The sequence below is a fragment of the Microvirga massiliensis genome, assembly GCF_001006805.1.
Classification (GTDB): domain Bacteria; phylum Pseudomonadota; class Alphaproteobacteria; order Rhizobiales; family Beijerinckiaceae; genus Microvirga; species Microvirga massiliensis.
On sequence record NZ_LN811353.1, the window covers coordinates 545,998 to 570,612 of the forward strand.

Sequence of the window (24,615 nt, forward strand, 5' to 3'; positions counted from 1 at the left end):
GGGGCTTCTCGTCACGACCAGCGGGCCTCCGCGATCATCGCGACGGGACCGTTCTCGCGGGCCGTCCAGAGCTTCAGTTTTTCACCGTCCTCGCTGGCATGGAGCCGGACCGGATCGTCGTCGAAGAGTGGGGACAGGCTGCGGAACGCAAAGCGCGACGGTGGCGCGCCGCGGATCACGCCGGCGAAGTTCAGGAGCAGGGTCGCCTGCAGCGGACCATGCACGACGAGGCCGGGATAGCCCTCGATCTCCACGGCATAGCGGCGGTCGTAATGGATGCGGTGTCCGTTGAAGGTCAGCGCGGAGTAGCGGAACAGGAGTGGCGCGGAGATCTCGATCTCGCGCCGGTGCGTGCCCGTTTCCGCCGGTGCCGGCGGCTTGGCGACCCCACCCGTCTCGGTGCCGCGATAGACGATGTCCTGGCGCTCCTCGAGAGCGAGGGCGCCATTGGCTTCGATCCGGTGCTCGACCGTGACGAAGCAAAGCGGTCCCGTCCTGCCTTCCTTCAGGACGACGTCGGCAATGCGGGAGACGCGCCGGACCATGTCTCCGATGCGGATGTTCTGCCGGAAGCTGAGTTCGCCGCCCGCCCACATGCGGCGCGGCAGGGGAACGGGCAGCAGGAAACCACCACGGGCCGGATGGCCGTCCGGTCCGAGTTCGGCCTGCGGCACCGCTGGCTGGGTGAGGCAGAAGTGGATGAGGCGCGGTGCGGGTTCTCCGGGCGCGGGATCTCCGCCGGGCAGATCGAGCGTGGCCCGGAACTTTCGTACGAGATCGGGGGTGACGACTTCGCTGGCCTCGTCCTCGCGTCCGATCCAGGACCGGAGGTGGTTGATGTCGAGAGACTCGGTCATTGGGCGGCCTCCGGGTTAGGAAGATCAGCATGCTCGCCGAGCGCCGGCACTGGCCTGTAGCTGCGAGGCTCTCCGGAGACGATGGGTGCTGGCGCCGGAATTGCGGCCGTGCCGGACGGTGTCTCGACATGGATGCGGCGCAGGTGCGGATGAGCCGAGAGCGCCGCCATGTCGTTCACGGACGCGAAGGCGGTGTCGGCCTCCGCCAGCAAACTCACGGCCTCGGCATGTCCGAGCGCAGAGAACGCGGCCGCGACCAGCGCGTCAGTCTCGGTGCGATTTGCGACGCGAGCCACGTTGGTGGCGAATCGCTGGTCCCTTGCAGCATCCGGCTGCTTCAGGAACACGGCACAGAACTTTGCCCATTCCCGATCACTCTGGATGGAGATCAGGATATCCCGCCCGTCGCGGGTCGAGAATACGCCGTAGGGCGCGATCGAAGGATGCGCGAGCCCGATGCGCTGTGGCGGTTTGCCAGCCTCCTGATGGAGCAATGGAACGGCGAGCCAGTCCGCCATCACATCGAACATCGAGACCTGAATATCGGCCCCGAACCCGGTCACGGCCCGGCCGATCAGCGCTTCGAGAATGGCGGAATACGCCGTCGCGCCTGTTGCGATGTCCACGAGCGAGACTCCCACCCGGGCCGGCGCCTCCGCTCCGCCTGTGATGGACGAGAGACCCGACTCGGCCTGGATCAGGAGGTCATAGGCCTTGCGGTCGGCAAAAGGCCCGCTCTCGCCGTAGCCGCTGATCGAGCACGTGACGAGGCGCGGATAATCCGACCGGAGCCGTTCGATGGCGAAGCCGAGTCGCGCCAGCGCACCCGGCTTCAGGTTCTGGATCATCACATCGGCTCCGGCGATGAGGGTCTCCAGGTTCGCCTTGTCGGATTCCTTTGTGAGATCGAGGACGACCGACTCCTTGCCTCGGTTCAGCCAGACGAAATAGCTGCTCTGGCCGGCCACCACATCATCGTAGCCGCGCGCGAAATCGCCCTCCGGACGCTCGACCTTGATGACCCGAGCGCCGGCATCGGCGAGCCGGGAGGAGCAGAACGGGGCCGCGACCGCCTGTTCGATCGCAATCACGACGACGCCTTCGAGGGGAAGGCGGGCTGCGGTTCGCATCAGTAGGACCTCGGCATTCCGAGCACGTGCTCAGCCAAATAAGACAGGATCAGGTTCGTGGAGATCGGGGCGACCTGATAGAGCCGGGTCTCGCGGAACTTGCGCTCGACGTCGTATTCCTCGGCGAAGGCGTAGCCGCCATGGGTCTGGACGCAAGCTTCGGCAGCGGCCCAGGAAGCATCGGCGGCGAGCATTTTCGCCATGTTGGCCTCGGCTCCGCAATCCTTGCCGTTCTCGAACAGATGGGCGGCCCGATGCACCATCAGTTCGGCTGCGCGCATCTGCGCATAGGCTTTCGCGATCGGGAACTGGACACCCTGGTTCTGTCCGATGGGGCGGCCGAACACGATGCGCTCCTTGGCATAGGTGCTCGCCTTCTCGATGAACCACTTGGCATCGCCGATGCATTCCGCGGCAATCAGGATTCGCTCGGCATTCATTCCCGAGAGCACGTAGCGGAAGCCCTTTCCCTCTTCACCGATGAGATTCTCCGCCGGGACTTCGACATTGTCGAAAAAGACTTCCGTCGTGGAGTGGTTCATCATCGCGCGGATGGGGCGGATGGTAAGGCCCTTCTTCTTTGCCCCCTGCATATCGAGGATGAAGACCGAGATGCCGTCGGTGCGCTTCACCACCTGGTCCTTGGGCGTGGTTCGGGCGAGGAGCAGCATCAGATCCGAATACTCGGCACGAGAGGTCCACACCTTCTGGCCATTGACGATGTAGCGGTCGCCGCGTTTCTCCGCGAATGTCTTGATCGAGGTCGTATCCGTGCCGCTCGTCGGCTCTGTTACACCGAAAGCCTGCAGGCGAAGCTCGCCGGTCGCAATTCTCGGCAAGTATTTCTGCTTCTGGTCTTCGCTGCCGTGGCGGAGGAGGGCGCCCATGATGTACATCTGCGCATGACAGGCAGCGCCATTGCAGCCCGCGCGCTGGATTTCCTCCAGGATGGCGGCGGCCGCCGAAAGCGGCAGTCCTGAACCGCCGTATTGTTCGGGAATGAGAGCGGCCAAGTAGCCGGCATTGCTCAGTGCTTTGACGAACTCGGCCGGGTAAGCGCTCTCACGATCGAGCTTGCGCCAATATTCGTTCGAGAACTCGGCGCAGAGCTTTCGCACCTCCTCACGGATTTCCGCATAGTCTTGCGTCGCATTGCTGTCGATTGCACTCATTGTCGATTCCTCGGACCTGTATGGAACGGGCTGAAGCGGCCGTACTATCCATTTGGTTCGGCTCGACGACCGGATCATTTCAATACAAGCAGGATTTCGAGGCTCACTGTCCGATCTGCTTGTAGAAGATGGTCGTGTCGCAGAAACCGCCCTGCGGCCAGAGCGCGTAGTTCGGGATGACACCGGATTTCTGCCAGCCGAGGCGCGTGTAGAGGCGCTCCGCATTGCTGCCGGTAACCGTGTCGAGCACGAGCACGGTCTTGCCGGCTGCGCGAGCGGCCTCTTCGGCAGCCCGCATCAGGGCGGCGCCAACGCCGCGGTTCCGGACGCGGCGATGGACCAGCATCTTGGCGATATCGGCCCGATGAGGCTGGTTCTCGGGTTGCCGGAGCACGACCTGCACGGTTCCGACGATCTGCCCGTCGGGACTATCCTGCGCAGCCAGCAGAATGCGCTCGCTCGCCGCGACGCTCTCGGCCACACCCTTCCAAAACGAATTCGCCCGTTCTTGTGACAGGGGTGCCATGAAGCCGACCGAGGCGCCTCCTTCGACGCAGTCGATCAGGACCGCAGACAGAGCACCGATCCGCTCCTTGGCTTCACGCGGGGACAGAACGCAGATCGCAACGTGCTCGCTCATCGAGAGGTCCTTAACCCTCACTACCGCGAATCCGTTATGGCAGATCCTCACGGAGCCGATAGAGGCTCCATTCCCAGGAGCAGCCCAGGCCATTGCAAAACCAGCCAATTGGCTAAATCAGGGGCAGTCCCAAGCCTCCTCGCTGCCAGCCACTTATTCCGCTTCGGAATAAGTCAAATAGCTGTATCTGGTATACCAGCCCCTCTCCGGATCCAGTAGCGTCACCTCATCTGCCTTGGGAGGAGATGATCATGGCACGGATGAGAGCGACGGAAGCCGCGGTTCGGGTGCTGGAGCGGGAAGGGATCTCGTGCGCATTCGGCGTGCCCGGCGCCGCAATCAATCCGTTCTATGCGGCCATGCGGTCGCGGAATAGCATCCGCCACATTCTGGCGCGCCACGTCGAAGGCGCCGCCCACATGGCCGAGGGTTATACGCGGGCGTCCGCCGGCAATATCGGCGTCTGCATCGGCACGTCGGGCCCGGCCGGCACTGACATGATCACCGGCCTCTATTCGGCCTGGGCGGATTCGATCCCGATCCTTTGCGTGACCGGGCAGGCTCCCCGGGCGCGCCTCTACAAGGAGGACTTCCAGGCCGTCGATATCGAATCCATCGCGAAGCCCGTCACGAAATGGGCCGTCACGGTGCGCGAGCCCGCGCTCGTGCCGCGGGTGTTCCAGCAGGCCTTTCACGTCATGCGCTCGGGGCGGCCGGGGCCCGTTCTGATCGACCTGCCGCTCGACGTGCAGATGGGCGAGATCGAGTTCGACATCGACACCTATGAGCCGCTGCCGATCTATCAGCCGCGCGCGACCCGCGCCCAGGTCGAGAAGGCTCTCTCGATGCTCGCAGTGGCGGAGCGTCCACTGATCGTCGCAGGCGGCGGGATCATCAACGCCGACGCCTCCGATCTCCTCGTCGAGTTCGCCGAAGTGACGGGCGTGCCGGTCATCCCGACGCTCATGGGCTGGGGTACCATCCCGGACGATCATCCGCTCATGGCCGGCATGGTCGGCCTCCAGACGAGCCACCGTTACGGCAATGCAACGATGCTCGCGTCCGATTTCGTGCTCGGCATCGGCAATCGCTGGGCGAACCGCCACACGGGGTCGGTCGAAACCTACACCAAAGACCGCAAATTCGTGCATGTCGACATCGAGCCGACTCAGATCGGACGCGTCTTCGCTCCGGATTACGGCATCGTCTCCGACGCGGGCGCAGCACTCGAGCTGTTCGTGGAAGTCGCGACCGAGTGGCGCGCCTCCGGGAAGTTGCCGGATCGCTCTGGCTGGGCCGGCGAATGCCGCGCGCGCAAGAAGAGCATGCTGCGGCGGACCGACTTCGACAACGCTCCGATCAAGCCGCAGCGCGTCTACCAGGAGATGAATCGCGCCTTCGGCCGCGAGACCTGCTACGTCTCGACGATCGGCCTGTCGCAGATCGCTGCTGCGCAGTTCCTGCATGTCTACAAGCCCCGGAACTGGATCAATTGCGGTCAGGCCGGTCCGCTCGGCTGGACGATTCCTGCAGCGCTCGGCGTGCGCGCCGCCGATCCCGATCGCGATATCGTTGCGATCTCCGGCGACTACGACTTCCAGTTCCTGATCGAGGAGCTGGCCGTCGGGGCGCAGTTCAATCTGCCCTATCTCCAGGTCGTGGTGAACAACTCCTATCTCGGCCTCATCCGCCAAGCCCAGCGCAACTTCGACATGGATTACTGCGTGCAGTTGTCCTTTGAGAACGTGAATGCGCCGGATCTCGACGGCTACGGTGTCGATCACGTGGCGGTGGCGCTCGGCCTCGGATGCAAGGCGATCCGCGTCACGAAGCCCGAGGACATCCAGCCTGCATTCGTTGAGGCGAAGGCTCTGATGAAGGAGTTCCGCGTGCCCGTGCTCGTCGAAATCATCCTCGAGCGCGTGACCAACATCGCGATGGGAACCGAGATCGACAACGTGGTCGAATTCGAGGAGCTCGCCGGCGAACCAGTCGATGCGCCGGCCACACTCACCCCCGCTGAATAAGTGATAAGAAACGGATGTTCGACATGCTCAAATTCGCGGCCAACCTCACCATGCTCTATGGTGAGCATGATTTCCTCGGACGCTTTGCAGCCGCGAAGCGCGATGGGTTCGATGCCGTAGAGTATCTCTTCCCCTATGCCTTCGAGAAGGAGCGGCTCGTCGAGCGCCTGCAGAAGCACGATCTCGTGCAGGTTCTGCACAACCTGCCCGCGGGCGACTGGGACAAGGGCGAGCGTGGAATCGCCTGCCTTCCCGACCGGGTCGGCGAGTTCCAGGATGGCGTCGGCCGCGCGATTGACTATGCGACGGCGCTTGGCTGCCCGCAGGTGAACTGCCTGATTGGGATTCCAGCGGAGGGTGCGGATCCGGACGAGACGCGGCACGTCGTGGTCGAGAACCTCACCTTCGCGGCGCGCGAGCTGAAGCGCGCCGGGATCCGCCTGCTCATCGAGCCGATCAACAGGTTCGACATCCCGGGCTTCTGGCTCAACCGGGTCGACCAGGCGGTCGAACTCATGGACGAGATCGGTTCGGACAATCTCTTCCTGCAATACGACCTCTATCACCAGCAGCGGACGGAAGGGGAACTCGCAGCCACCTTCCGTCGCCTGAGCAATCGCATCGCGCACATCCAGGTCGCGGATAACCCGGGCCGTCATGAGCCGGGAACCGGTGAGATCAACTACCTCTATTTGTTCGACCTTCTCGACGGCGTAGGCTACGAAGGCTGGATCGGGTGCGAATACAAGCCGAGGGGAACGACCTCGGGCGGCCTCGGATGGGCACGAGGCTATCTGCGCCCTGTACAGAGAACGATCCGTGAAGAGGTGTTGGCATGAAGGTCGGATTCATCGGGCTCGGGATCATGGGGTGCCCCATGGCGGGGCATCTCAAGAACGGCGGGCACGAATTGTTCGTGCCCGCGAATCGCAAACGGTCGGCGGAGTTGATCACCGCCGGTGCCGTGGGCTGCGCATCGAGCAAGGAGATCGCGGAGAAGGCGGACGTCATCATCCTGATGGTGCCGGACACGCCGCAGGTCGAGGAAGTGCTCTTCGGTTCCGGAGGCGTGGCCGAGGGTCTTTCCCCCGGCAAGATCGTCGTCGACATGAGCTCGATCTCGCCGATTGCCACGAAGGATTTCGCGAAGCGCATCAACGAGCGCGGGTGCGACTATCTCGACGCGCCGGTCTCCGGCGGTGAAGTCGGCGCCAAGGCCGCGAGCCTCACCATCATGGTCGGCGGTCCGCAGCGCGCCTTCGACAAGGTTAAGCCGCTCTTCGACCTGATGGGCAAGAACGTCACGCTCGTGGGTAGTAACGGTGATGGGCAGACCACGAAGGTCGCGAACCAGATCATCGTTGCCCTGACGATCGAGGCGGTCGGCGAAGCGCTGTTGTTCGCCTCGAAGGCCGGCGCCGATCCCAGCAAGGTCCGGCAGGCGCTGATGGGCGGTTTCGCGTCATCGCGAATTCTCGAAGTTCATGGCGAGCGCATGATCGCCCGCAAGTTCGATCCGGGCTTCCGTATCGAGCTGCATCAGAAGGACCTCAATCTCGCGCTCCAGGGCGCGAGGGCGCTCGGAGTCAGCCTCCCGAACACGGCGACGTGCCAGGAGCTGTTCAACGCCTGTGCGGCGAACGGCGGCGCCGGGTGGGATCACTCCGGTATGGTCCGCGCGCTCGAGTTGCTGGCGAACCACGAGATCAGTGCCGAGGATGTTGCGTCAAAAGCAGCCTGACACCTGATCGACGTCGGGCGCGAAAGCCTGCGGCTCCCTCCCGGCCGCAGGCTTTTTTCATGAGGCATCCTGTCGCCCGAACATGAACGGATTGTAATGTTCCGCCCACTGCATGTTCATCGCTGCTCCGCTAGACAGGTGCGGTAGCCTGCCGCTCGGCGGGAACGGTTCGGATCGCGCAGGAGGGCATCATGTGGACAGCGCTCGGCGACCTCGGGAAGGTCATGGGCTCGCAGCAGTTCTGGGGCTCCACGATCCGGCTCGCCATCCTGGTCGCGTTCGGTCTCGCAGTCCTGCTGATCGCCTTCACGACCTTCGTGGTGATTCTTCCGCTCGCCCTGGCGGGCGGCCTCGCCCTCCATCTCTATCTGCGCCGCAAGCTGCGTCAGGCGCGGCAGCAATATGCCCGACAGCACTATGCTCGGCAGGCCGATAATCTCGTCATCGAGGGCGAATACACCGTCGTGGACCGTCGTTAGGCCGTCGGTTCGAGATCCGGCGAGGCCAAGCCCAGCCTGAAATATGCTCCGAATATCGTCGCCGCCCTTGCGGCGGGGGCATGCGTTTTCTATCTGAGCCTCATCATGGGGTCCGGGCCCCTCTGGCGAGCCGCCGCTCGCGATGTCGGACTTCTTCTCTTGCCCTTGCGCCCAAGAGCGCGATCGCAACTGGAGATCCGGCCATTGGCTTCCAGCACATATCGAGTTCTCAACCTCTTCATTGGGGAGAGCGGCGCATGGCCGCTCGTTTCCGAGGATCGGCGGCTGATGCGAAGCGCCTGCAAAAAATTCCGGCGAGGTCCGGATTAGGACGGCGTTCCGCTTCGTATACCGATCATGGATGATGGAAAGCGCATGGACGTCGTCGGCTTCCTCGGGCCGCTGCGCCGCTACGCGAGAGCGCTGACGCGCGACGAGAGCCAGGCCGAGGATCTCGTGCAGGATACCCTCGTGCGCGCCTACGAGCGGCGAGGCTCCTTTCGCCTGGGCGGCAACCTGCGCGTCTGGCTTCTCTCCATTCTGCACAACACCTTCATCGATGAGCGTCGCCGCCGGAATGCGGAAAGCCTCCGCATCGAGCAGCTTGCCGAGATCGCTACGGCGGAGCTCCCCGCAGACCAGGAAAGCCGTGTCCGGTTCCAGCAGATCCGGCAGGCCTTCCTGTACCTGCCCGACGAGCAGCGCTCGGCCCTGCATCTCGTTGCCGTGGAAGGCTTGTCCTATCAGGAGGCCGCGGCCGCGCTCGGGATCCCGACCGGAACCCTGATGTCGCGCCTCGGGCGGGCGCGCGCCGCCTTGCGCGCCTTCGAGGCCGGGCAGGGGCCGCTCCAGATCGCGACAGGCCAACGCCCCAACCTGCGTGTCGTCGGAGGCTCGCATGAATGACCCGATCACCGAAGCCGACCTCCTGGGCTATGTGGACGATCAGATCGATGTGGCCCGTCGGATCGAGGTCGAGGATTATCTCGCCCGGCATCCCACGGCGGCTGCACGGGTGATGGCCGACCTGCGGACCCGCCACGCGCTTCGCCTGTCCTTCGCGGTTCCCTTGCCACGCCCTGCGGACGAGACGCTCGCGGCGGCCAACCGCCTCGAGCGCGCCCTCGCCTGGCGCGAGATCGGGCAGCGCTTGCGTCGCCTGGCCGCCATGGTCGCCCTGGTGGGCTTCGGCTGGTTCGCCCATGCGCAGGGCGAGCTCGGAATCACCGGCAGCGAGGCCTCGCCCAAACCTCCGGCTTTCGTCGAGGAGGCCCTGCACGCGCATCGGACGGCGCTGCTGCGCGCCCGGATGGCTTCTCAGCCCCGGACGACCCGCTACGATCCCGCCGAGATCCTCGTCGAGACCGGCGTTCGGCTGCCGCCGCTGCCGGGTGACTGGCAAGTTCTCGATGCGCAGGTCTTCCCATCCCGGGACGGCCACAGCGTCGAGATGAGCCTCGAGGCCGATGATCTCGGCCGGATCTCGCTGTTCGCCGCCCAGGTTCCCGCTTTCGACGTCGTCGCGCCCACGGTGGCGCGATTCGACGGCGCCAGGTCCGTTTACTGGCAGACGGGCTCGCTCGCCTACGCGCTGACCGGAGCGGGCTCCGAGAGAGCCCTCGAGAAGGCGGCGCTCCGGCTCTCGAGCAAAGTTCAGTAACCCACCACCAGAGGAAGATGTGATGAATACACCCTATGCTTGGCAGACCGGCGCCACGCGTGCCGGAACCGCCCTCTTCGACGAGGGCCTGCGGCAGCACATGCTGCGAGTCTACAATTTCATGGGCCTCGGCCTCGTGATCACGGGCCTGGTCGCGTTCGTCGTCGCTGCAACGCCCGCGCTCCACGTGCCGATCTTTCAGACCCCGCTGAAGTGGGTCGTGATGCTGGCGCCGCTCGCTTTCATATTCTTCTTCTCGTTCCGCATCCACGCGATCTCGGCCGCGACGGCGCAAACCCTGTTCTGGACATTCTGCGCGGTGATGGGCCTGTCGCTCGCCTCCGTGTTCCTCGTCTTCACGGGAATGAGCATCGCGCGCACTTTCTTCATCACGGCCGCGATGTTCGGCGCGACGAGCCTGTGGGGCTACACCACGAAGCGCGATCTCTCGAAGTTCGGCTCTTTCCTGTTCATGGGCCTGATCGGCGTCGTGATCGCGTCGCTCGTCAATCTCTTCATCGGCTCGACGGCGCTCCAGTTCGCGATCTCGATCATCGGCGTGCTCGTGTTCACGGGGCTGACTGCCTATGACACGCAGAGCATCAAGGAGCAGTATGCCGAGAGCTTCGGCCACGAGACCAACACCAAGCTCGCGGTGTTCGGTGCGCTCTCGCTCTACCTGAACTTCGTCAATCTCTTCCAGCTCCTGCTCAGCCTCACGGGCCAGCGGGAAGAGTAATCCCACCGACGCCGATCAGCTTCTCCCCGGTCCGTAGCTCGCGGGAGAAGCCGCTTCATCAATCTGTTCCCACTCCTGCCATCTCGTGAGAGCGGGAAGTGGATCCCTTTTCGACAAGCAACGAGGACAAGACTCCATGGACCATCAGGATCGTCAGGCCATCGATGGGCTTTTCACCAAGCTCGGTCAGGTCGAGCGCCAGAGCGGCGCTCGCGATGCGGAGGCGGAAGCTTTCATCCAGTCCCGCATCACCACTCAGCCCGCTGCGCCCTACTTCATGGCGCAGACGATCGTCGTGCAGGAGCAGGCTCTCAATGCCGCCCAGGCGCGCATCGCCCAGCTCGAGCAGCAAGTCGCGAGCCGCCCCGCGGGTGGCGGGGGCTTCCTGTCGGGCCTCTTCGGCGGCGGCCAGGCGCGGCCACAGCCGATGTCGCATCAGTATCAAACGCCCGGCATGCCTCCCCACATGGCTCCCGGAATGGGTAGCATGGCTCCAGGGCGGGGCGGCGGCGGCTTTCTCGCCGGAGCGGCCCAGACGGCCATGGGTGTCGCGGGCGGCGTGCTCCTCGGCAACATGATCGCCAACGCGTTCGGGGGGGACGAGGCCAATGCCGCGGAGGCGGGCCAGCCTGAACCGCAACAGGCTGCGGCAGAGGACTTCGGCGATTCCGGAGAGGATTTCGGGTTCGACGATATCTAACCCAGAGCCAGGTTCGGGCGATGTGCGGGATGAGAGGCACACCGCCCGGACAACCTTGGAACGGCCGGATCTGCTCGAATCTGGAGCCCATGAAAACCCGGCCGTCGCAAAGTGCGCACGGCAGCTGACAGCGCTTGCGAACCTGCTCGACACAGGACCATGTCCGCTCCTACGGGAGCCGCACCGCTGTGGCGAGGGCTGAAGGTGTTGCGGAAACCCGATGACGCTTGGCCGCTGGGCTGCGGCTACATGAACGGGTGAGCCTGGCGAGACGTGGAGTGGGGCCTCGAAGCGGTGGCAGGAACGGCCGCCATGTCGACGTGCTCGCCGCTCTGGCCGAGCTATTAGTAGCGGCGTGATTCACGGCAACGGATCAACCACCTCGCCCGTTACTGCTCTCGAAATGCGCGACCCGAGATGGCTGGCGGCCTAGCCGCTTCCGTCATGCCGACCTGAGCCCTCCGGGCAGATGCCCGAAAGGAATATTAAATGGACTTCACGTGGATTTCCGAGCCGACGGCGCTGGTTGCGCTCGCGACCCTGGTCGTCATGGAGGTCGTGCTGGGGATCGACAACCTGATCTTCATCTCGATCCTGACCAATAAGCTTCCCGAACATCAGCGCGCGAAGGCACGGCGGATCGGGATCGGGCTGGCGCTGTTTCTACGACTGGCGCTGCTGGGAACGATCGCGATCATCGTCCAGCTCACGCAGCCAGTCTTCACGGTCTTCGGGCACTCGTTCTCATGGCGGGACCTGATCCTGATCGGCGGTGGCCTCTTTCTCGTCTGGAAAGCCACGAAGGAAATCCATCACAACGTCGATCCCACTCCGGGCGACGATCTCTTCGACACCGCGCGGGGAACTATAAGTTTCGGTGTCGCCATCGGACAGATCCTCCTGCTCGATCTCGTCTTTTCGCTCGACAGCATCATCACCGCGGTTGGGATGACGGACCACGTGGCGATCATGGTGATCGCCGTCGTCGTCGCCGTAACGGTGATGCTCCTGGCCGCCGACCCGCTGGCCCGCTTCATCCACGCCAACCCGACGATCGTGATGCTGGCCTTGGGATTCCTCCTGATGATCGGCATGACCCTGATTGCCGAGGGCTTCGGAGCGCATGTCCCGAAGGGTTATATCTACACCGCAATGGCGTTCTCGGCCGCGGTCGAGGCCCTGAACATGCTCTCGCGGCGAGCCGCGCGCCGCAAGGCCGAGGCGCGCTCCGCCGCTTCGGAACAACCATGACGTGGCGGAGGAAACTGCTGTCGCAGCCTTTCGTCTTTCCCACCATGCCAGACCGAACGGAGTGAATAGATGATCGCTATGAAACGCTCTGCCGCTGCCATGGCGGCTCTTGCTTGCTTCGTCGCCCTGCCCAGTATTGCCGCATGGGCACAGACCAACAGCGGCTACCGGAGCGTCGACGCGGATGCCGGCAAGTCGCGCCGTCTCGGAGTCTATGGCAACGTCACGAAGGATTGCACGTCAGGGCCACTGCCGACGATCCGGGTGGTGACCCCGCCCAAGCACGGCGAGCTGAACGTCCGAAGCGGCACGCTGAAGGCCGGCCGGATCACACGCTGTCCGAAGCTCGAGGCGAAGGCGCAGGGTGTATTCTACAAGGCCAACGCACAGTACACCGGAACCGACGAAGTCAGCTACGAGGTGAGATCCGCCAGCGGCAAGATTGAGTCCCACACCGTCAAGATCAACGTGACGAGCACGCCACCCGCCGGCGCCAAGCCGAGTGACGATACGGAATTGTAAGGCGCGATCACAGTGGCGATCCAGGTGTCGGCACCCGATCCTGGAATATTTCACTTTGTTCGCAATGACCCACCGAGTCCGGCGCCACTCCGTTTCCGGCCATACACTCCCTTTCTCCCGTTCTCTTCGTCATTGCGCGCGGAGCGAAGCGATCCAGGAGCGAATTCGTCGACGGGTAGATTGCTTCGCCTGCGGCTCGCAAGGACGGAGGTGCGATGGGACTGGCAGTGCACACGCCCGCGGCTCGCAAAGACGGCAGTGGGTCCGGCGCTACTCCGGTTCCGGCCCTGCACTTCCCGCCCTCACGCCCTCTTCGTCATTGCGAACGAAGTGAAGCAATCTACCCGTCGACGGATGGTTCGCCTCGCCTGCGGCTCGCCATGACGGCAGGGGGCGGAAAGTGTATTGAGCGTGTAGAACCTCAGGCCGCCGAGCCCTCGTCCCCACTATCCCGCAGGTAGGGCTCGACGCGTCCTTTCAGCTTGATCGTCATGGGATTCCCGGCGCGGTCCTTGGCCTTTCCAGCCGCCACGCGAATCCAGCCTTCGCTGACGCAATATTCGTCGACATTCGTTTTCTCCGCACCGTTGAAACGAATGCCGATGCCGCGTGCGAGCAACGCCTCGTCATAGTACGGGCTGTCCGGATTGGTGGACAGACGATCGGGCAGTGAATTGGTCATGGAGTATTTTCCCAATTTGGCGAATGGCTAGCGAGATCCGCCGCGACGGCCAATCGGCTTGGCTTGCGCAACGATCCGGTTCAGAGGGTCACGGATCCTCGTATCCAGTGGCGCGGACATTCAGCGTATGGAGACGGGGATCGTTCTGGAAGAACAGGCCGCCACGCCGTTCCGCCCCGTCGGGCACGAAGCTGAAAGTCGTCGTGCTTTCCTCGACGACCTTGTTGCCCTGCATCAACTCGCCCACGATCTGAACCTCCGCTCCAGTCGCGCCGCCGGAATTCCGCGCAACGATCCTCGCGAGATACCCGGTCGGCTGATCGACGATCGACACGACGTGCACCGAGATCGCGGGGGCGTCCCCGTTCCGTGTCAGGCCCTCATAGGCCAGGATTCCGATCGTGGCTACGAAGATCAGAAAGCCGGCAAGGGCCGTCAGCCTCTCGGGCCATGGAATCTTTTCCTTCTCCTCGTCGCCCTTTTGATTCCCTGGTTCGTGCTCCACGGCCGACCTCACAGGATCAGGCGGGCCGCAGCGGCGCCCAAGGCCCCGGGAAAGGCAAGGATCACCACGATGAGCGCACCGTCGGCAAGTCCAAGGCCTGCGAAATGGCCGAACGTCCAGAGAATGTAGGTGCTGACCAGGAGCGTGACCGCGTATCCCACGATGCTGAACCGGAGGAGCAGCGACCAGAAGCCTTTGGCCTCGGCTTTCTCCTGGCCGTAGAAGCCGACTTGATAGACGAAGGCGTGCAGGATCGCGACGGAGAACAGAGCCAGTGCAATCCCGTGCCAGGAGCTCATCTTGAAGGAGATCACGATCATCTCCTCCGTGGGAGCGAGATTGAAGACGAAATAGAGCGCCCCCGCTGCCATCAGAAAAAGCGTTCCAAAATAAGCCACCTCTTCCTTTTGCTCGACCTGCTGGTCGCCTTGCTGGCCGAGCTGCTCGCGGGCAAGAACGGCACCCATCGCTGCCGGCACCATCTGAATTGCGATCTTGCCGACGATCTCTGAAAAATCCTCACGCCAGGTCAGGATACCGAGCAGCGTCATCACGAGGGCGGAGGTCAGAGCCCCGATCGCAAGAGCCGCGAAGCCATCGACGACATCGTCCTGCCAGTCGAATGCGTCTCTAATGCCTGAGTAATAGGCAAGGCCGATCAAGAGCGGCAGCGACAGCCCGACGAACAGCGCGAGCTTGAGAGGGTTCAGGGAGAAACCGAGCCACCACATCTCCATCGTCATGAGAAGCGGCAGCCCGAAAATCGCTGCGCCCGCAAAGGCGCGCGCGAGATCACGCAGCCAATGACTGCTCCGCCCGCGAGGCGGTTTGTCGTCCTCTGCAGTTGCCCTATCGAAAGCTCGAGGGTTGGGCTGGACGTCCAGAGGATGATCTCGTAGGGCCGTGCTCATCGGACCATCAACGGTCAAGCACGCGGATGGTTCGCGAGGCGGAATCGGCCGGCAGCCTTAAGCGCTCTGGCGTACCGGGGCTGCATTCCCGGCGCGCCATTTCACGACCTCCGAGATCAGCACGCCGAGACAGATCAAGGCCGCCGAGAGCCAGGTCGCCTCTGCCCTCGGGCTGGATATCCGAAGGAGGCCCGGCCGGTCACGAGCAAGCCTCCCACGAGCCAGAAGGCGCCGGCGCCGGACATCGCGAGCGCGAGATCCATGGGTCCACTGTCCTTCGGCCAGAACTGGGCCCGATAGATGTTGTCGGCCGCAATCGTGATCGGCGCCAGCATGACGAGCAGCACCCAGAGACCTTCTCCATTGGGCGATCCACTGGCGAGAACGCCAGTGTGACGGTGCCTTATACGGCGAGATATTCATGCATAGCGTTGGATGCCTCAAGTTCCGGGCGAGTGCCGGATGCAACCACCTGACCTTTCTCGATGATCACGCATCGGTCAGTCATTCGAAAGATCATGGGTACATTCTGTTCCACAATCAGGATTGTGAGGCCGCTTTCACGGTTGATGCGAGCCAAGATATCCGCGATCTGATGCACCAGGACCGGCATGATTCCGTCCGACGGCTCATCCAGAAGCATCACCTTCGGGTGGGTCATGAGTCCACGGCCGATCGCAAGCATCTGCTGCTCGCCGCCACTCATGGTTCCCGCCTTCTGGCTCATTCGTTCCCCGAGGCGTGGAAAGTAGGAGACCACCTCGTCGAGCCGCGACGGGAGGCTCCGCCCAGAGGCAATGCGGCCCATCTCGAGATTTTCACGTACGGTGAGGTTCGGAAAAACGCCCCGTCCCTGAACGACCGTGGTGAGACCCAGACGTGCGCGCTCATGCGCCTCTAGGGCGGTAATGTCTCGAGAGCCCGCTGTGATGCGCCCGGAAGTGGGCGGATTGAGCCCCGCGATGCAGCGCACCAGTGTGGACTTGCCCATGCCATTGCGACCAAGGACACCGAGCACACCGCGCTCGGGAAGTCTCAGGGACAGTCCCCTCAGGACTTCAGCCTTGCCATAACCGGCATGAACGCTTTCGACAATAATATCCATTACGGGGTTCCAGCCGTTCGCCTGTCAATCCATTCCTAGGTAGATGCTGCGGACTTCTTCGTCGGCTGAAATGGATTCGAAGCCTCCCTCCCGGAACACCCGGCCGAGATGAAACACTGTTACCGGCGCTTTGAGATCCCGTATGAAATTGATGTCGTGTTCGATGATGATGGCGGAGAGCCCGAGATCGCTCGTAAGCGCACGAATGAGTTTTCCGGTGGCATGTGTTTCCTCCGCGGTCATGCCTGCGGTCGGCTCATCAAGCAGCATCAAGCGTGCGTTCATTCCAAGCAGCAGCCCGATCTCGAGCCATTGGCGCTGCCCGTGAGATAAGGCCGCAACTTTGCGCTCTGCGAATTCGCCGAGACGTATCGTCTCGAGGAGTTCACCGATCCGGCCTTGCTGTTGGACGGTCTTTCGTTCGGCGGCCAGGACAGCGAGTTCGAGATTTTCGATGACCGTAAGTTCCGGAAAGACCGACGGGGTCTGAAACTTCCGCGCGATGCCCAAACGCGCACGCTTCGGAACCGACAAGCCGGTAATGTCATGGCCACTGAAGAGGATGCGCCCCTCGGTAGGACGCTGATGGCCTGAGATCATGCTGATGAAGGTCGTCTTGCCCGCACCGTTGGGTCCAATGATGGACCGAATCTCGCCCGCACCGAGAGTCAACGATATTCCCTCATTGGCGACTATCCCTTGAAACCGCTTCGTGAGGTTTTCGACCCGCAGGATTTCAGTCACCGAGGGTCTCCTCGCTTCTCGAGGAAATTGCTTACCGCGCCAGCCATGCCACCTTGGAACCAGGCAATCGAGACGATGAACAAAACGCCGATGATGAGCTGCCAATATTCAGGAGTTACTGCACTCAAGGCATTCGATAGCGAAGATACGATGATCCCGCCCAGCAGGGCTGCCAGAAGCGACGAGCGCCCGGCGATCGCAACCCACACGACAACCTCGGTCGAGAAAAGGACGCCTCCTAATGAGGGAGAGATGAAGCCCGAATGGGCTCCGTAGAGCGCGCCCGCCGAGCAGGCGACAGCCCCGGATAGCGCAAAGGCGGCAGTCTTGTAGAGAGAGGTCTCAAATCCGAGAGCCTCCATGCGTGGCTCGTTCTCCCTGATTCCAATCAGGATTTTCCCGAATCGGGAGCGAACGGCGGCAGAAAGCCAAAAATAAACGAGTGCCGTGAAGATGAGAATGACGTAGTAGATCGGCCTGTCTTCAAAGAGGGAGATCTCACCGATGCCAAAGGTGAGTGAAGGCCGCATCACGAACATTCCGTTCCAGCCGCCGGTGATCTGACTCTGGCTTACGGAGAGCTGCTCGATGACAATCGACAATGCCAGGGTGACGAGCACGAAATATGCGTCCCTGACACCGGCGGAGAACAGGAACCAGCCGATGAGCGCTGCGATGCATGCGCCGGCACTCGCCGCCGCGACTAGGGCAAGATAGGCAGGGTTGATCGGGAGGGCAGCCGACATGAGCAGGCCCATGATGTAGCCCCCGATGGCGAAAAAGCCGGCCTGCCCGAAGCTGAGGACGCCCGTGTAGCCCCACAGAAGTGCGAGCGACATGGCCATCACGCCGAACAGCATATATTGCGGGAGGATATAGATGGCATATCCTTCGTACAGCAGCGGGATGGCGAAGAGTGTAGCGAAGACGAGGATCGCTAGGCTCGCCTCGCTTCGAACAACTCTTGCAGGCGATCCGGGCCGGACGCTCGTGGCCGCGACGGGGCCGTGGGACGCACGAGTATCGATCTGCGTCATGGACTAATTCTGCTGCGCCAGGATCCCGCGTGGGCGGAAGCGGAGGATCAGGATTGCGAGAACGAAGACAATCGTCTGCGCGAAGGTCTGGCTGGTGATAAGGGCGAAGAGGGTCTCGGACCCGCCGATGATGAAGCTGCCGAGGACGGTGCCACCGAGTAACTGCCCCAGGCCTCCTACTGTGACGACGAAGAAGCTGCGGACCAGGAACACATTGCCGATGTAAGGATCTATGCTCAGCATCGGGCTGATCAGCGCTCCTGCGAGACCCGCCAGGAAAGCGCCACCTGTGAATACCCAACGATAGAGGGCTCGGACGTTCAGGCCGAGCAGGCTTGCGACTTCCCGGTTCTGGATCAGGGCGCGGATCCGAATGCCAAGCCCTGTCCGATAGTACACGAGCCCCATTGCGACGAGCAGTCCGATCGTGAACAGGCCGATCAAGGTTCTGTATGCCGGAACCTCTGCGAAGCCCAAGTTGAAGGTGCCGGGGAGGGGCTCGGGGATGCTCCGAAAATCGCTCCCGAAGACGATCTTGATCAACTCGGTTGCCACCAGGAAGAAGCCCCAGGTCAGGAGCAGGGTCTCGAAAGGTCGGTCATAGAAGTGGCGGATCAGCACAACCTCAAGGACGAGGCCAATGAGCCCGACGCCTATAGCCGCCAGAAGCGCAGCGAGCAGAAACGGCATCCCGCCAGAGACGAGTGCCCAAGCAAAGTAGGCGCCGAGCGTCAGCATCGCGCCATGGCCCATATTGATCACGCCGACGAGGCCAAAGATCACCGCAAGGCCAGAGGCTGCCAGGGCAAGGACAAGCGTGATCAGCGTCGCGTCGACGAGAATGCTGACAGCTGTGGCAATCACGCTTGTCTCCTACGAGGAGGATACGTCGCAGGGCCCGGTCCCGGCCGACTCCGGAGGATCGGCCGGAAGAACCAAATCAGAGCGGCAACTTGCAGTTTGCGGGAGCAGGTTCGACAGCCTGCAGTGCCTGGACTTCCTCAAACATATCATTGACGCCGGTCCAGTTACTGCGGACCTTCATGAGATAGGAGGGGAGCACGGCTTGATGGTCCTCTGCACGCATCCGGACCGGGCCCTGGGGAGCCTTGTCGAATACGATGCCCCCAAGGGCATCGCGGACCTTGTTGGTGTCTACGGATCCCGCCTTCTCGATGGCCAGAGCAAGCATGTGGGCTGCGTTGTACATGCCGACCCCAACAGTATTCATCAGTGTTCCGGGACCATATTTCTTGACGAGTTTCTCCAGGAATGCCTTGTTGTTCGGATGCTGGATCGACATGAAGTAGTCGAAGCTGACGTACGTGCCCGCCGATATTTCTGGCCCGAGTCCCGTCGTGACGACTTCCTCATCATCCACCGTCCAGATCACGATGTCCTTGCTCATCCCGGCTGCATGGAACTGGCGTCGGAAATTCACGGTGTCGCTGCCGGTAAGCGTGTGGAAGACCACCTGAGCTCCCGAGTTTCTTATGTCACGGATTACGGACTCGTATTGCGGTGTATTGAAGGGAATATAGACCTCGCCGACAACCTCCCCGCCGAAATCCGCGAACTTCTTCTTGAACATTTTGTTCGTCTCGCGAGGCCAAGCGTAGTCTGAGCCTATGAGAAAGAACTTCTTGCCGTGGTTCTTCACGACGTATTCGACATGCGGCCAGACCTGCTGGGACGGCTCGGGGCCGAACATGAAGATGTTCTTGTTGCAAACGCCCGGGAAAAATTCCTGGCTCTGACCCTCGTAGAATGTCGGGTAAAGCAGCATCTTGCCACTTTGCGCGACGACGGGGCCGGCTGCATTCCTCTCGGCACTGCTGAATGTGCCGGCGAGGAAATCGACACGATCCTGGCGGATCAGCCTATTCGCTTGCTCAACGACGATCCGTGGCTCGGTCTTGGAATCCCCGATGACGATTTCAACTTTACGACCGAGGATCCCTCCTGCTGTGTTAATCTCGTCAACGGCGAGCTCGAAGCCCGAGCTGTGCGCCTTGCCGTAGACGGTCCAAGCGCCCGTAAGAGGTGAGATCACGCCAATCTTGATGGGATCAGCGGCCCACGCCTTGCGGATGAGCGATGGAGTCGCAAGCGCAGTTACTCCAGCCGCGGTCACTTGCTTTAGAAAGGTGCGGCGTCCTGAGTGAGACACCTTGCTTGGATGCTTCTGTGCCATCGAATGATCCTCCCGCGGATTGTTAGTTGCGCAGCCGCCCAATGTATGCGCTGCTCTGTCAAGAACTGATCACACGCTTCTCGTGGGCAGAACCTGCAGCCCGGGTCCGTTTGGACGAAAGCAGATCTCAGTACCAGCCCGGGCGAGCATCGGCTCCGAGCATCTCGTCGTAGACGTCGGTCCGGCGATCCCTCAAGACTTGATTGTACTCGTTCCAGTTCCGCTTCCGCCGTGCATCGGCGAGATTCACCTCGGCGTAGATGATCTCCTCCTCCGAACTGCTGGCCGGCCCTCCGATTGGCCAGCCGGTGTAGCTAACGATAAGGCTCTGTCCGAGGAAGGGTTGCCCTCGCTCGGTGCCGACGCGATCTGCAGCGGCAACGAACACTGAGTTCGAGTGAGCTGCTCCCATGACGAGAATGTTCGCCATGGCTTCGCGCTTCGGATCCTGACCCGGTATCGGAACCCAATTCGTTGGGATGCAGACGATATCTGCTCCTTGCAGCGCGCACATGCGGTAGCTCTCAGGGAACCACCCATCGTAACAGATGAACGTACCGATACGTCCAATCGGAGTCTTGAAGACGGGGAAGCCCAGATTCCCTGGCTCGAAGAACAGATTCTCCTCGTTCCAAAGGTGAACCTTGCGGAACGTCCCAACATGCCCTTGTGGGCCAATCACGACGGAGGAGTTGTAGAGAGACTCGCCCTCGCGTTCACAGATACCGGCAACAATGTGGAGGCCGTGGCGTGCTGCTATCTCTGCCCAGGCTCGGCTAGTCTCGCCGTCAGGAACAGGCTCGGACAGAGCAAAGGCTTCTTCGCGACTCTCGAAGACATAGCCGGAATTACACAGTTCCGGCAGCACGATCAGCTTGGCCCCCTTTGAGACAGCCTGTTCGATGAACTCCAGGCTGCGCCGGACATTACGATCTTTCTCACCGACGACGGGCTCCATCTGGATGCACGCAACCTTGATGAGAGCCTCCTCGCGCGACTTTCTGCTCATCGACAGCCTCCCTTGATTATACGCGGTCCGCCTAAGGCTGGCCGCGACGGAGCGAATGCTGGCACTGCAATGCGATTTAGTCAATAAAGTTGAATAAGGCTAAAAATGCGATCTGGTATTGGAACGGAAAGTCAAATACAGTCGGCGTATTCCCTCCAACAGGTCTACTCAGTATCAGAATGCTGGCAGAGCATTGATCCAAGCGCCCCTTGCCGGATGTCACTCGGTGTTCCTATGGCTATGGGGAGCCTTTGATTGGAAGAAGAAAGGATCTCTCTTTTCTAGCGCCCGGTCCTAGCGCCAACCTGCAGCTCAATTGCGCCTTTCATTATTATTCCAACCTCTTCACCAAGATGACTGGTCGTTCCTCCATGGTCGGCCCCAGACATAATCGGATGGATATGCCGTGCAACTCGCCTGGATAATAGCCGTGGCCACCTCAGAGGCTCGCCTCTTTCCAACTCTCAGCGCAGGCTGGCGTTCAGCTTTTCGAGGGCGGCACGCCCGGGGCAAAGCTCTGCGTCCGACAGGGCGTTCAGCGGCGTCTGCACGGTCCCGAGCCTGTCGTGAAGATCCTCGCCCTCCGGGTCGAGATAGAGCAGACCCGTGACGATCTCGCCTGCGGCTTGCTGCTCCTGGAGATAGGAGATCGCGGCGCGTTTGTCGGTCGGATCGTAGCCGGCATCAACCTTGCGGAGCTTCAGGAGCGAGCCGTCGTGCTGCTCTACGAGTTCGACGGTGCCCGGCGCATAATCGGCCGTGATTTCCTCGCGTCCTTCGATGACGTCGAGATAGTTCACGGCCTCATTGTGGGCACGGACGTAATCATAGCTTTTCGTCGAGCCCGGATGGTTGTTGAACGCGACGCAGGGACTGATGCAGTCGATGAAGGCGGCGCCGCGGTGCTCGAGGGCGGCCTTGATCAGGGGCACGAGCTGCGTCTTGTCGCCCGAGAAGCTCCGACCCACGAAGGTCGCGCCGAGCAGGATCGCCATGCTGACGAGATCAATGGGGGAATCCTCGTTGCGGATTCCCTTCTTAGACTTCGAGCCCATGTCGGCAGTGGCCGAGAACTGGCCCTTGGTGAGGCCATAGACGCCGTTGTTCTCGACGATATAGGTCATGTTCACGCCGCGGCGCAGGCAATGGGCGAACTGGCCGAGGCCGATCGATGCCGAGTCGCCGTCGCCCGAGACGCCGAGATAGATGAGATCGCGGTTCGCAAGCGCGGCGCCGGTGAGCACCGATGGCATACGTCCGTGAACCGAGTTGAAGCCGTGGCTCGCGCCTAGGAAATAGGTCGGTGTCTTCGACGAGCAGCCGATTCCGGAGAGCTTCGCGACCCGGTGCGGCGGAATCGCGAGCTCGAAACAGGCTTGGATAATTGCCGCCGAGATCGAGTCATGGCCGCAGCCGGCGCAGAGCGTCGAGATCGCACCTTCGTAGTCGCGCCGGGTATAGCCGAGTGCGTTCTCGGGGAGCTTCGGATGATGCAGTTTCGGCTTTATGAGGTAGGTCATTCCGCAGCCTCCCGGCTGTTCTTCTCAGTAAGAAACGCCCAGCGGCGCGCGATCTCGCTGGTGATGAAACGCGCCGTGATCGGCGTGCCGTCGTAGTGCAGGATGGAGATCAATCGTGCCGGATCGAGAGCGCCCTCATTGATGAGGAGCATGCGCAACTGCGCATCCCGGTTCTGCTCGATGACGAAGACCTGATCATGATCGAGAACGAAGTCGATCACATCATCGGCGAAGGGAAAGGCCCGCACCCGCAAAAGATCGAGCGCAATTCCTTCGGCTTCCAGCGTCTCGAGCGCCTCGTTCATGGCAGGCGAGGTGGATCCGAAATAGATCGCGCCGAACTGCGTCGGCTTCGGCGCGTCCCTGCGAATCGGCACAGGGACCAAACACTTCGCCGTCTCTAACTTGCGCAGGAGGCGCTGCACGTTCTCGACATAGGCGCCGCCTTCCTCGGTGTAGCGCGCATAGGGGTCGCGCGAGGTCCCGCGGGTGAAGAAGGAGCCCTTGGTCGGGTGCGTTCCAGGATAGGTGCGGAATGGGATCCCGTCTCGATCGATGTCGAGATAGCGTCCGAAATCCGTGGCGGCCTCGAGTTCCTCGGCGCTGAGTACCTTTCCGCGATCGAACCTGCGGCTGTCGTCCCAATCGAGCGGTTCGCACAGCCATTCGTTCATGCCGATATCGAGATCGAGCAGAACGAAGACAGGGGTTTGGAGCCGATCAGCGAGATCGAAGGCGAGCGCCCCGAACTCGAAACATTCGCGCGGATCCTCCGGGAACAGCAGGACGTGCTTGGTGTCCCCGTGCGAGGCATAGGCCGAGATCAGGATGTCCGATTGCTGCGTGCGGGTTGGCATCCCGGTCGAGGGGCCGCCGCGCTGCACGTCGAAGATCACCGCTGGCACTTCGGCAAAATAGGCGAGGCCGATGAATTCCTGCATCAGGGAGATCCCGGGCCCGGAGGTCGCCGTGAAGGCCCGCGCACCGTTCCAGGCGGCGCCGATCACCATGCCGATGGAAGCAAGCTCATCCTCGGCCTGCACGATCGCGTAGCGGTTCTGGCCGGTCTCCGGGTCCGTGCGGAAACGGTGGCAATATTTTGCGAAGGCTTCTGCCAAGGACGTCGAGGGCGTAATCGGGTACCAGGCCGCCACCGTCGCGCCGCCATAGACGGCGCCGAGCGCAGACGCATCGTTCCCATCAAGGAAGATGCGATCGCCGACAGCATCGGCGCGCTGCACCTTCAGCCCGATGCTGCTTTTCAGATGCGCCTCGGCGTAGTCCCGGCCCATATGCAGGGCTTCGAGATTCGGCGGAATGAGCCTGTCCTTGCCGCGGAACTGCTCCGCGATGAGGCGCTCGATCTCGCCGATCTCGATACCGAGCAGTGAGGCGAGGGCGCCCACATAGATGATGTTCTTGAAGAGCTGGCGCTGGCGCGGGTCGCTGTAATGCTCGTTGCAGATCGCCGTGAGCGGCATCCCGACGACGTTGATGTCGCTCCGGAACCGCGATGGCGGCATGGGACGGGTCGAATCGTAGAAGAGATAGCCTCCCGGCTCGATCTCGCGGATGTCCTTGTCCCAGGTCTGCGGGTTCATGGCGACCATGAGGTCGACGCCGCCGCGGCGGCCGAGATGTCCGGCTTCCGTGACCCGGATCTCGAACCAGGTCGGAAGGCCCTGGATGTTCGACGGGAAGATGTTCCGGGAGGCGATCGGCACGCCCATCCGCAGGAAGGAGCGGGCGAAGAGCCTGTTGGCGCTGGCCGAGCCCGAGCCGTTGACGTTGGCGAATTTGATGACGAAGTCGTTCGTAGCCTCTAGGCGCGGTGCTGGCATGTCCTGATCCTGTACGCCCGCGCCAGTTCACCGGCCCCGAAAGGCCACCTCCCGGCGAAAGCGAAGTGGGGCGTCGCTCCAAGAGCGTGTGGCGGCGAAGAGGATCTGGATCGTCGTCGGAAATGGGGTGGCCCAGGTTTCTGGCGGCC

General features: G+C 62.3%; 26 protein-coding genes. 10 read left to right on the plus strand and 16 right to left on the minus strand.

Annotated elements, in window-relative coordinates; all coding sequences use genetic code 11:
* Positions 1–11 precede the first annotated feature (11 nt).
* The 4 genes from BN1233_RS15085 to BN1233_RS15100 all read right to left on the minus strand — a co-directional run bounded on the left by BN1233_RS15085 (position 12) and on the right by BN1233_RS15100 (position 3,799).
* The gene (locus BN1233_RS15085) at positions 12–857 is read right to left on the minus strand and encodes an HTD2 family dehydratase (protein WP_046864363.1); all 846 of its coding nucleotides are present in this window, start codon (positions 855–857) and stop codon (positions 12–14) included.
* Complete coding sequence (locus tag BN1233_RS15090; RefSeq protein ID WP_046864364.1) at positions 854–1,987, minus strand: CaiB/BaiF CoA transferase family protein; 1,134 nt, start codon at positions 1,985–1,987, stop codon at positions 854–856. Before BN1233_RS15090 ends, BN1233_RS15085 begins: the two co-directional genes overlap by 4 nt.
* Positions 1,987–3,159, minus strand: coding sequence for an acyl-CoA dehydrogenase family protein (locus BN1233_RS15095; protein WP_046864365.1), 1,173 nt, complete (start codon positions 3,157–3,159; stop codon positions 1,987–1,989). The genes BN1233_RS15090 and BN1233_RS15095 overlap by 1 nt, the downstream gene beginning before the upstream one ends.
* A gap of 103 nt (positions 3,160–3,262) precedes the next feature.
* Positions 3,263–3,799, minus strand: coding sequence for a GNAT family N-acetyltransferase (locus BN1233_RS15100; RefSeq protein ID WP_046864366.1), 537 nt, complete (start codon positions 3,797–3,799; stop codon positions 3,263–3,265).
* A 251-nt stretch (positions 3,800–4,050) separates the two neighbouring features.
* Here BN1233_RS15100 and gcl point away from each other — a divergent pair, with 251 nt between their 5' ends.
* From gcl to BN1233_RS15150, 10 genes are all read left to right on the plus strand, one after another.
* Positions 4,051–5,826 (plus strand): glyoxylate carboligase, encoded by a 1,776-nt coding sequence (gene gcl / locus BN1233_RS15105; protein WP_046864595.1) that lies wholly within the window; start codon positions 4,051–4,053, stop codon positions 5,824–5,826.
* Between the two features lie 23 nt (positions 5,827–5,849).
* The gene (gene hyi, locus BN1233_RS15110; protein WP_046864596.1) at positions 5,850–6,665 is read left to right on the plus strand and encodes a hydroxypyruvate isomerase; all 816 of its coding nucleotides are present in this window, start codon (positions 5,850–5,852) and stop codon (positions 6,663–6,665) included.
* Positions 6,662–7,567, plus strand: coding sequence for a 2-hydroxy-3-oxopropionate reductase (glxR, locus tag BN1233_RS15115; protein ID WP_046864367.1), 906 nt, complete (start codon positions 6,662–6,664; stop codon positions 7,565–7,567). Before hyi ends, glxR begins: the two co-directional genes overlap by 4 nt.
* A 191-nt stretch (positions 7,568–7,758) precedes the next feature.
* A complete protein-coding gene (locus BN1233_RS15120; protein WP_046864368.1) occupies positions 7,759–8,046 on the plus strand; it encodes a hypothetical protein in 288 nt (95 codons plus the stop codon).
* Between the two features lie 357 nt (positions 8,047–8,403).
* Positions 8,404–8,952, plus strand: coding sequence for a sigma-70 family RNA polymerase sigma factor (locus BN1233_RS15125; RefSeq protein WP_046864369.1), 549 nt, complete (start codon positions 8,404–8,406; stop codon positions 8,950–8,952).
* Positions 8,945–9,706: an anti-sigma factor family protein gene (locus BN1233_RS15130; RefSeq protein ID WP_046864370.1), complete on the plus strand. Its 762-nt coding sequence runs from the start codon at positions 8,945–8,947 to the stop codon at positions 9,704–9,706. The genes BN1233_RS15125 and BN1233_RS15130 overlap by 8 nt, the downstream gene beginning before the upstream one ends.
* A 22-nt stretch (positions 9,707–9,728) precedes the next feature.
* Positions 9,729–10,445: a Bax inhibitor-1/YccA family protein gene (locus BN1233_RS15135; protein WP_046864371.1), complete on the plus strand. Its 717-nt coding sequence runs from the start codon at positions 9,729–9,731 to the stop codon at positions 10,443–10,445.
* 136 nt (positions 10,446–10,581) lie between these two features.
* Positions 10,582–11,145: a DUF2076 domain-containing protein gene (locus BN1233_RS15140; protein ID WP_046864372.1), complete on the plus strand. Its 564-nt coding sequence runs from the start codon at positions 10,582–10,584 to the stop codon at positions 11,143–11,145.
* A 489-nt stretch (positions 11,146–11,634) separates the two neighbouring features.
* A complete protein-coding gene (locus BN1233_RS15145) occupies positions 11,635–12,396 on the plus strand; it encodes a TerC family protein (protein ID WP_046864373.1) in 762 nt (253 codons plus the stop codon).
* A gap of 69 nt (positions 12,397–12,465) precedes the next feature.
* Complete coding sequence (locus BN1233_RS15150; protein ID WP_046864374.1) at positions 12,466–12,918, plus strand: hypothetical protein; 453 nt, start codon at positions 12,466–12,468, stop codon at positions 12,916–12,918.
* 421 nt (positions 12,919–13,339) lie between these two features.
* Here the strand turns inward: BN1233_RS15150 and BN1233_RS15155 are convergent, their stop codons facing one another.
* From BN1233_RS15155 to BN1233_RS15210, 12 genes are all read right to left on the minus strand, one after another.
* Positions 13,340–13,600, minus strand: coding sequence for a DUF3297 family protein (locus BN1233_RS15155; protein ID WP_046864375.1), 261 nt, complete (start codon positions 13,598–13,600; stop codon positions 13,340–13,342).
* Between the two features lie 88 nt (positions 13,601–13,688).
* Complete coding sequence (locus BN1233_RS42930; RefSeq protein WP_048709229.1) at positions 13,689–14,105, minus strand: hypothetical protein; 417 nt, start codon at positions 14,103–14,105, stop codon at positions 13,689–13,691.
* Between the two features lie 8 nt (positions 14,106–14,113).
* Positions 14,114–15,016, minus strand: a complete 903-nt coding sequence (locus BN1233_RS15165; RefSeq protein ID WP_082145464.1) for a TIGR02587 family membrane protein — start codon at positions 15,014–15,016, stop codon at positions 14,114–14,116.
* A 134-nt stretch (positions 15,017–15,150) separates the two neighbouring features.
* Positions 15,151–15,363 carry a hypothetical protein gene (locus tag BN1233_RS15170; protein ID WP_046864376.1) on the minus strand — a complete coding sequence of 71 codons (213 nt, stop codon included), beginning with the start codon at positions 15,361–15,363 and terminating at the stop codon, positions 15,151–15,153.
* A 56-nt stretch (positions 15,364–15,419) separates the two neighbouring features.
* Positions 15,420–16,121 (minus strand): ABC transporter ATP-binding protein, encoded by a 702-nt coding sequence (locus BN1233_RS15175; protein WP_046864377.1) that lies wholly within the window; start codon positions 16,119–16,121, stop codon positions 15,420–15,422.
* A gap of 24 nt (positions 16,122–16,145) precedes the next feature.
* Positions 16,146–16,865: an ATP-binding cassette domain-containing protein gene (locus BN1233_RS15180; RefSeq protein ID WP_046864378.1), complete on the minus strand. Its 720-nt coding sequence runs from the start codon at positions 16,863–16,865 to the stop codon at positions 16,146–16,148.
* Positions 16,862–17,902 carry a branched-chain amino acid ABC transporter permease gene (locus BN1233_RS15185; RefSeq protein ID WP_048709231.1) on the minus strand — a complete coding sequence of 347 codons (1,041 nt, stop codon included), beginning with the start codon at positions 17,900–17,902 and terminating at the stop codon, positions 16,862–16,864. The genes BN1233_RS15180 and BN1233_RS15185 overlap by 4 nt, the downstream gene beginning before the upstream one ends.
* 3 nt (positions 17,903–17,905) lie before the next feature.
* The gene (locus BN1233_RS15190) at positions 17,906–18,766 is read right to left on the minus strand and encodes a branched-chain amino acid ABC transporter permease (protein ID WP_046864379.1); all 861 of its coding nucleotides are present in this window, start codon (positions 18,764–18,766) and stop codon (positions 17,906–17,908) included.
* A 76-nt stretch (positions 18,767–18,842) separates the two neighbouring features.
* On the minus strand, positions 18,843–20,096 hold the full coding sequence (locus BN1233_RS15195) for an ABC transporter substrate-binding protein (protein ID WP_046864380.1): 1,254 nt from the start codon (positions 20,094–20,096) through the stop codon (positions 18,843–18,845).
* A 127-nt stretch (positions 20,097–20,223) separates the two neighbouring features.
* Complete coding sequence (locus BN1233_RS15200; protein ID WP_074078303.1) at positions 20,224–21,105, minus strand: nitrilase family protein; 882 nt, start codon at positions 21,103–21,105, stop codon at positions 20,224–20,226.
* Between the two features lie 464 nt (positions 21,106–21,569).
* Complete coding sequence (locus BN1233_RS15205) at positions 21,570–22,625, minus strand: 2-oxoacid:ferredoxin oxidoreductase subunit beta (RefSeq protein ID WP_046864381.1); 1,056 nt, start codon at positions 22,623–22,625, stop codon at positions 21,570–21,572.
* On the minus strand, positions 22,622–24,466 hold the full coding sequence (locus BN1233_RS15210) for a 2-oxoacid:acceptor oxidoreductase subunit alpha (protein ID WP_046864382.1): 1,845 nt from the start codon (positions 24,464–24,466) through the stop codon (positions 22,622–22,624). Before BN1233_RS15210 ends, BN1233_RS15205 begins: the two co-directional genes overlap by 4 nt.
* Between the last annotated feature and the right edge of the window lie 149 nt (positions 24,467–24,615).

Bases quoted from the DNA above. Each gene is read 5' to 3' on its own strand.
- BN1233_RS15195 (WP_046864380.1), bottom strand. From the start codon at position 20,096: ATGGCACAGAAGCATCCAAGCAAGGTGTCTCACTCAGGACGCCGCACC.
- BN1233_RS15140 (WP_046864372.1), top strand. From the start codon at position 10,582: ATGGACCATCAGGATCGTCAGGCCATCGATGGGCTTTTCACCAAGCTC.
- gcl (WP_046864595.1), top strand. From the start codon at position 4,051: ATGGCACGGATGAGAGCGACGGAAGCCGCGGTTCGGGTGCTGGAGCGG.
- glxR (WP_046864367.1), top strand. From the start codon at position 6,662: ATGAAGGTCGGATTCATCGGGCTCGGGATCATGGGGTGCCCCATGGCG.
- BN1233_RS15120 (WP_046864368.1), top strand. From the start codon at position 7,759: ATGTGGACAGCGCTCGGCGACCTCGGGAAGGTCATGGGCTCGCAGCAG.
- BN1233_RS15085 (WP_046864363.1), bottom strand. From the start codon at position 857: ATGACCGAGTCTCTCGACATCAACCACCTCCGGTCCTGGATCGGACGC.
- BN1233_RS15200 (WP_074078303.1), bottom strand. From the start codon at position 21,105: ATGAGCAGAAAGTCGCGCGAGGAGGCTCTCATCAAGGTTGCGTGCATC.
- BN1233_RS15165 (WP_082145464.1), bottom strand. From the start codon at position 15,016: ATGAGCACGGCCCTACGAGATCATCCTCTGGACGTCCAGCCCAACCCT.
- BN1233_RS15175 (WP_046864377.1), bottom strand. From the start codon at position 16,121: ATGGATATTATTGTCGAAAGCGTTCATGCCGGTTATGGCAAGGCTGAA.
- BN1233_RS15205 (WP_046864381.1), bottom strand. From the start codon at position 22,625: ATGACCTACCTCATAAAGCCGAAACTGCATCATCCGAAGCTCCCCGAG.
- BN1233_RS15150 (WP_046864374.1), top strand. From the start codon at position 12,466: ATGATCGCTATGAAACGCTCTGCCGCTGCCATGGCGGCTCTTGCTTGC.
- BN1233_RS15095 (WP_046864365.1), bottom strand. From the start codon at position 3,159: ATGAGTGCAATCGACAGCAATGCGACGCAAGACTATGCGGAAATCCGT.
- BN1233_RS15130 (WP_046864370.1), top strand. From the start codon at position 8,945: ATGAATGACCCGATCACCGAAGCCGACCTCCTGGGCTATGTGGACGAT.
- BN1233_RS15125 (WP_046864369.1), top strand. From the start codon at position 8,404: ATGGATGATGGAAAGCGCATGGACGTCGTCGGCTTCCTCGGGCCGCTG.
- BN1233_RS15135 (WP_046864371.1), top strand. From the start codon at position 9,729: ATGAATACACCCTATGCTTGGCAGACCGGCGCCACGCGTGCCGGAACC.
- BN1233_RS15185 (WP_048709231.1), bottom strand. From the start codon at position 17,902: ATGACGCAGATCGATACTCGTGCGTCCCACGGCCCCGTCGCGGCCACG.
- BN1233_RS15155 (WP_046864375.1), bottom strand. From the start codon at position 13,600: ATGACCAATTCACTGCCCGATCGTCTGTCCACCAATCCGGACAGCCCG.
- hyi (WP_046864596.1), top strand. From the start codon at position 5,850: ATGCTCAAATTCGCGGCCAACCTCACCATGCTCTATGGTGAGCATGAT.
- BN1233_RS15090 (WP_046864364.1), bottom strand. From the start codon at position 1,987: ATGCGAACCGCAGCCCGCCTTCCCCTCGAAGGCGTCGTCGTGATTGCG.
- BN1233_RS15100 (WP_046864366.1), bottom strand. From the start codon at position 3,799: ATGAGCGAGCACGTTGCGATCTGCGTTCTGTCCCCGCGTGAAGCCAAG.
- BN1233_RS15210 (WP_046864382.1), bottom strand. From the start codon at position 24,466: ATGCCAGCACCGCGCCTAGAGGCTACGAACGACTTCGTCATCAAATTC.
- BN1233_RS15145 (WP_046864373.1), top strand. From the start codon at position 11,635: ATGGACTTCACGTGGATTTCCGAGCCGACGGCGCTGGTTGCGCTCGCG.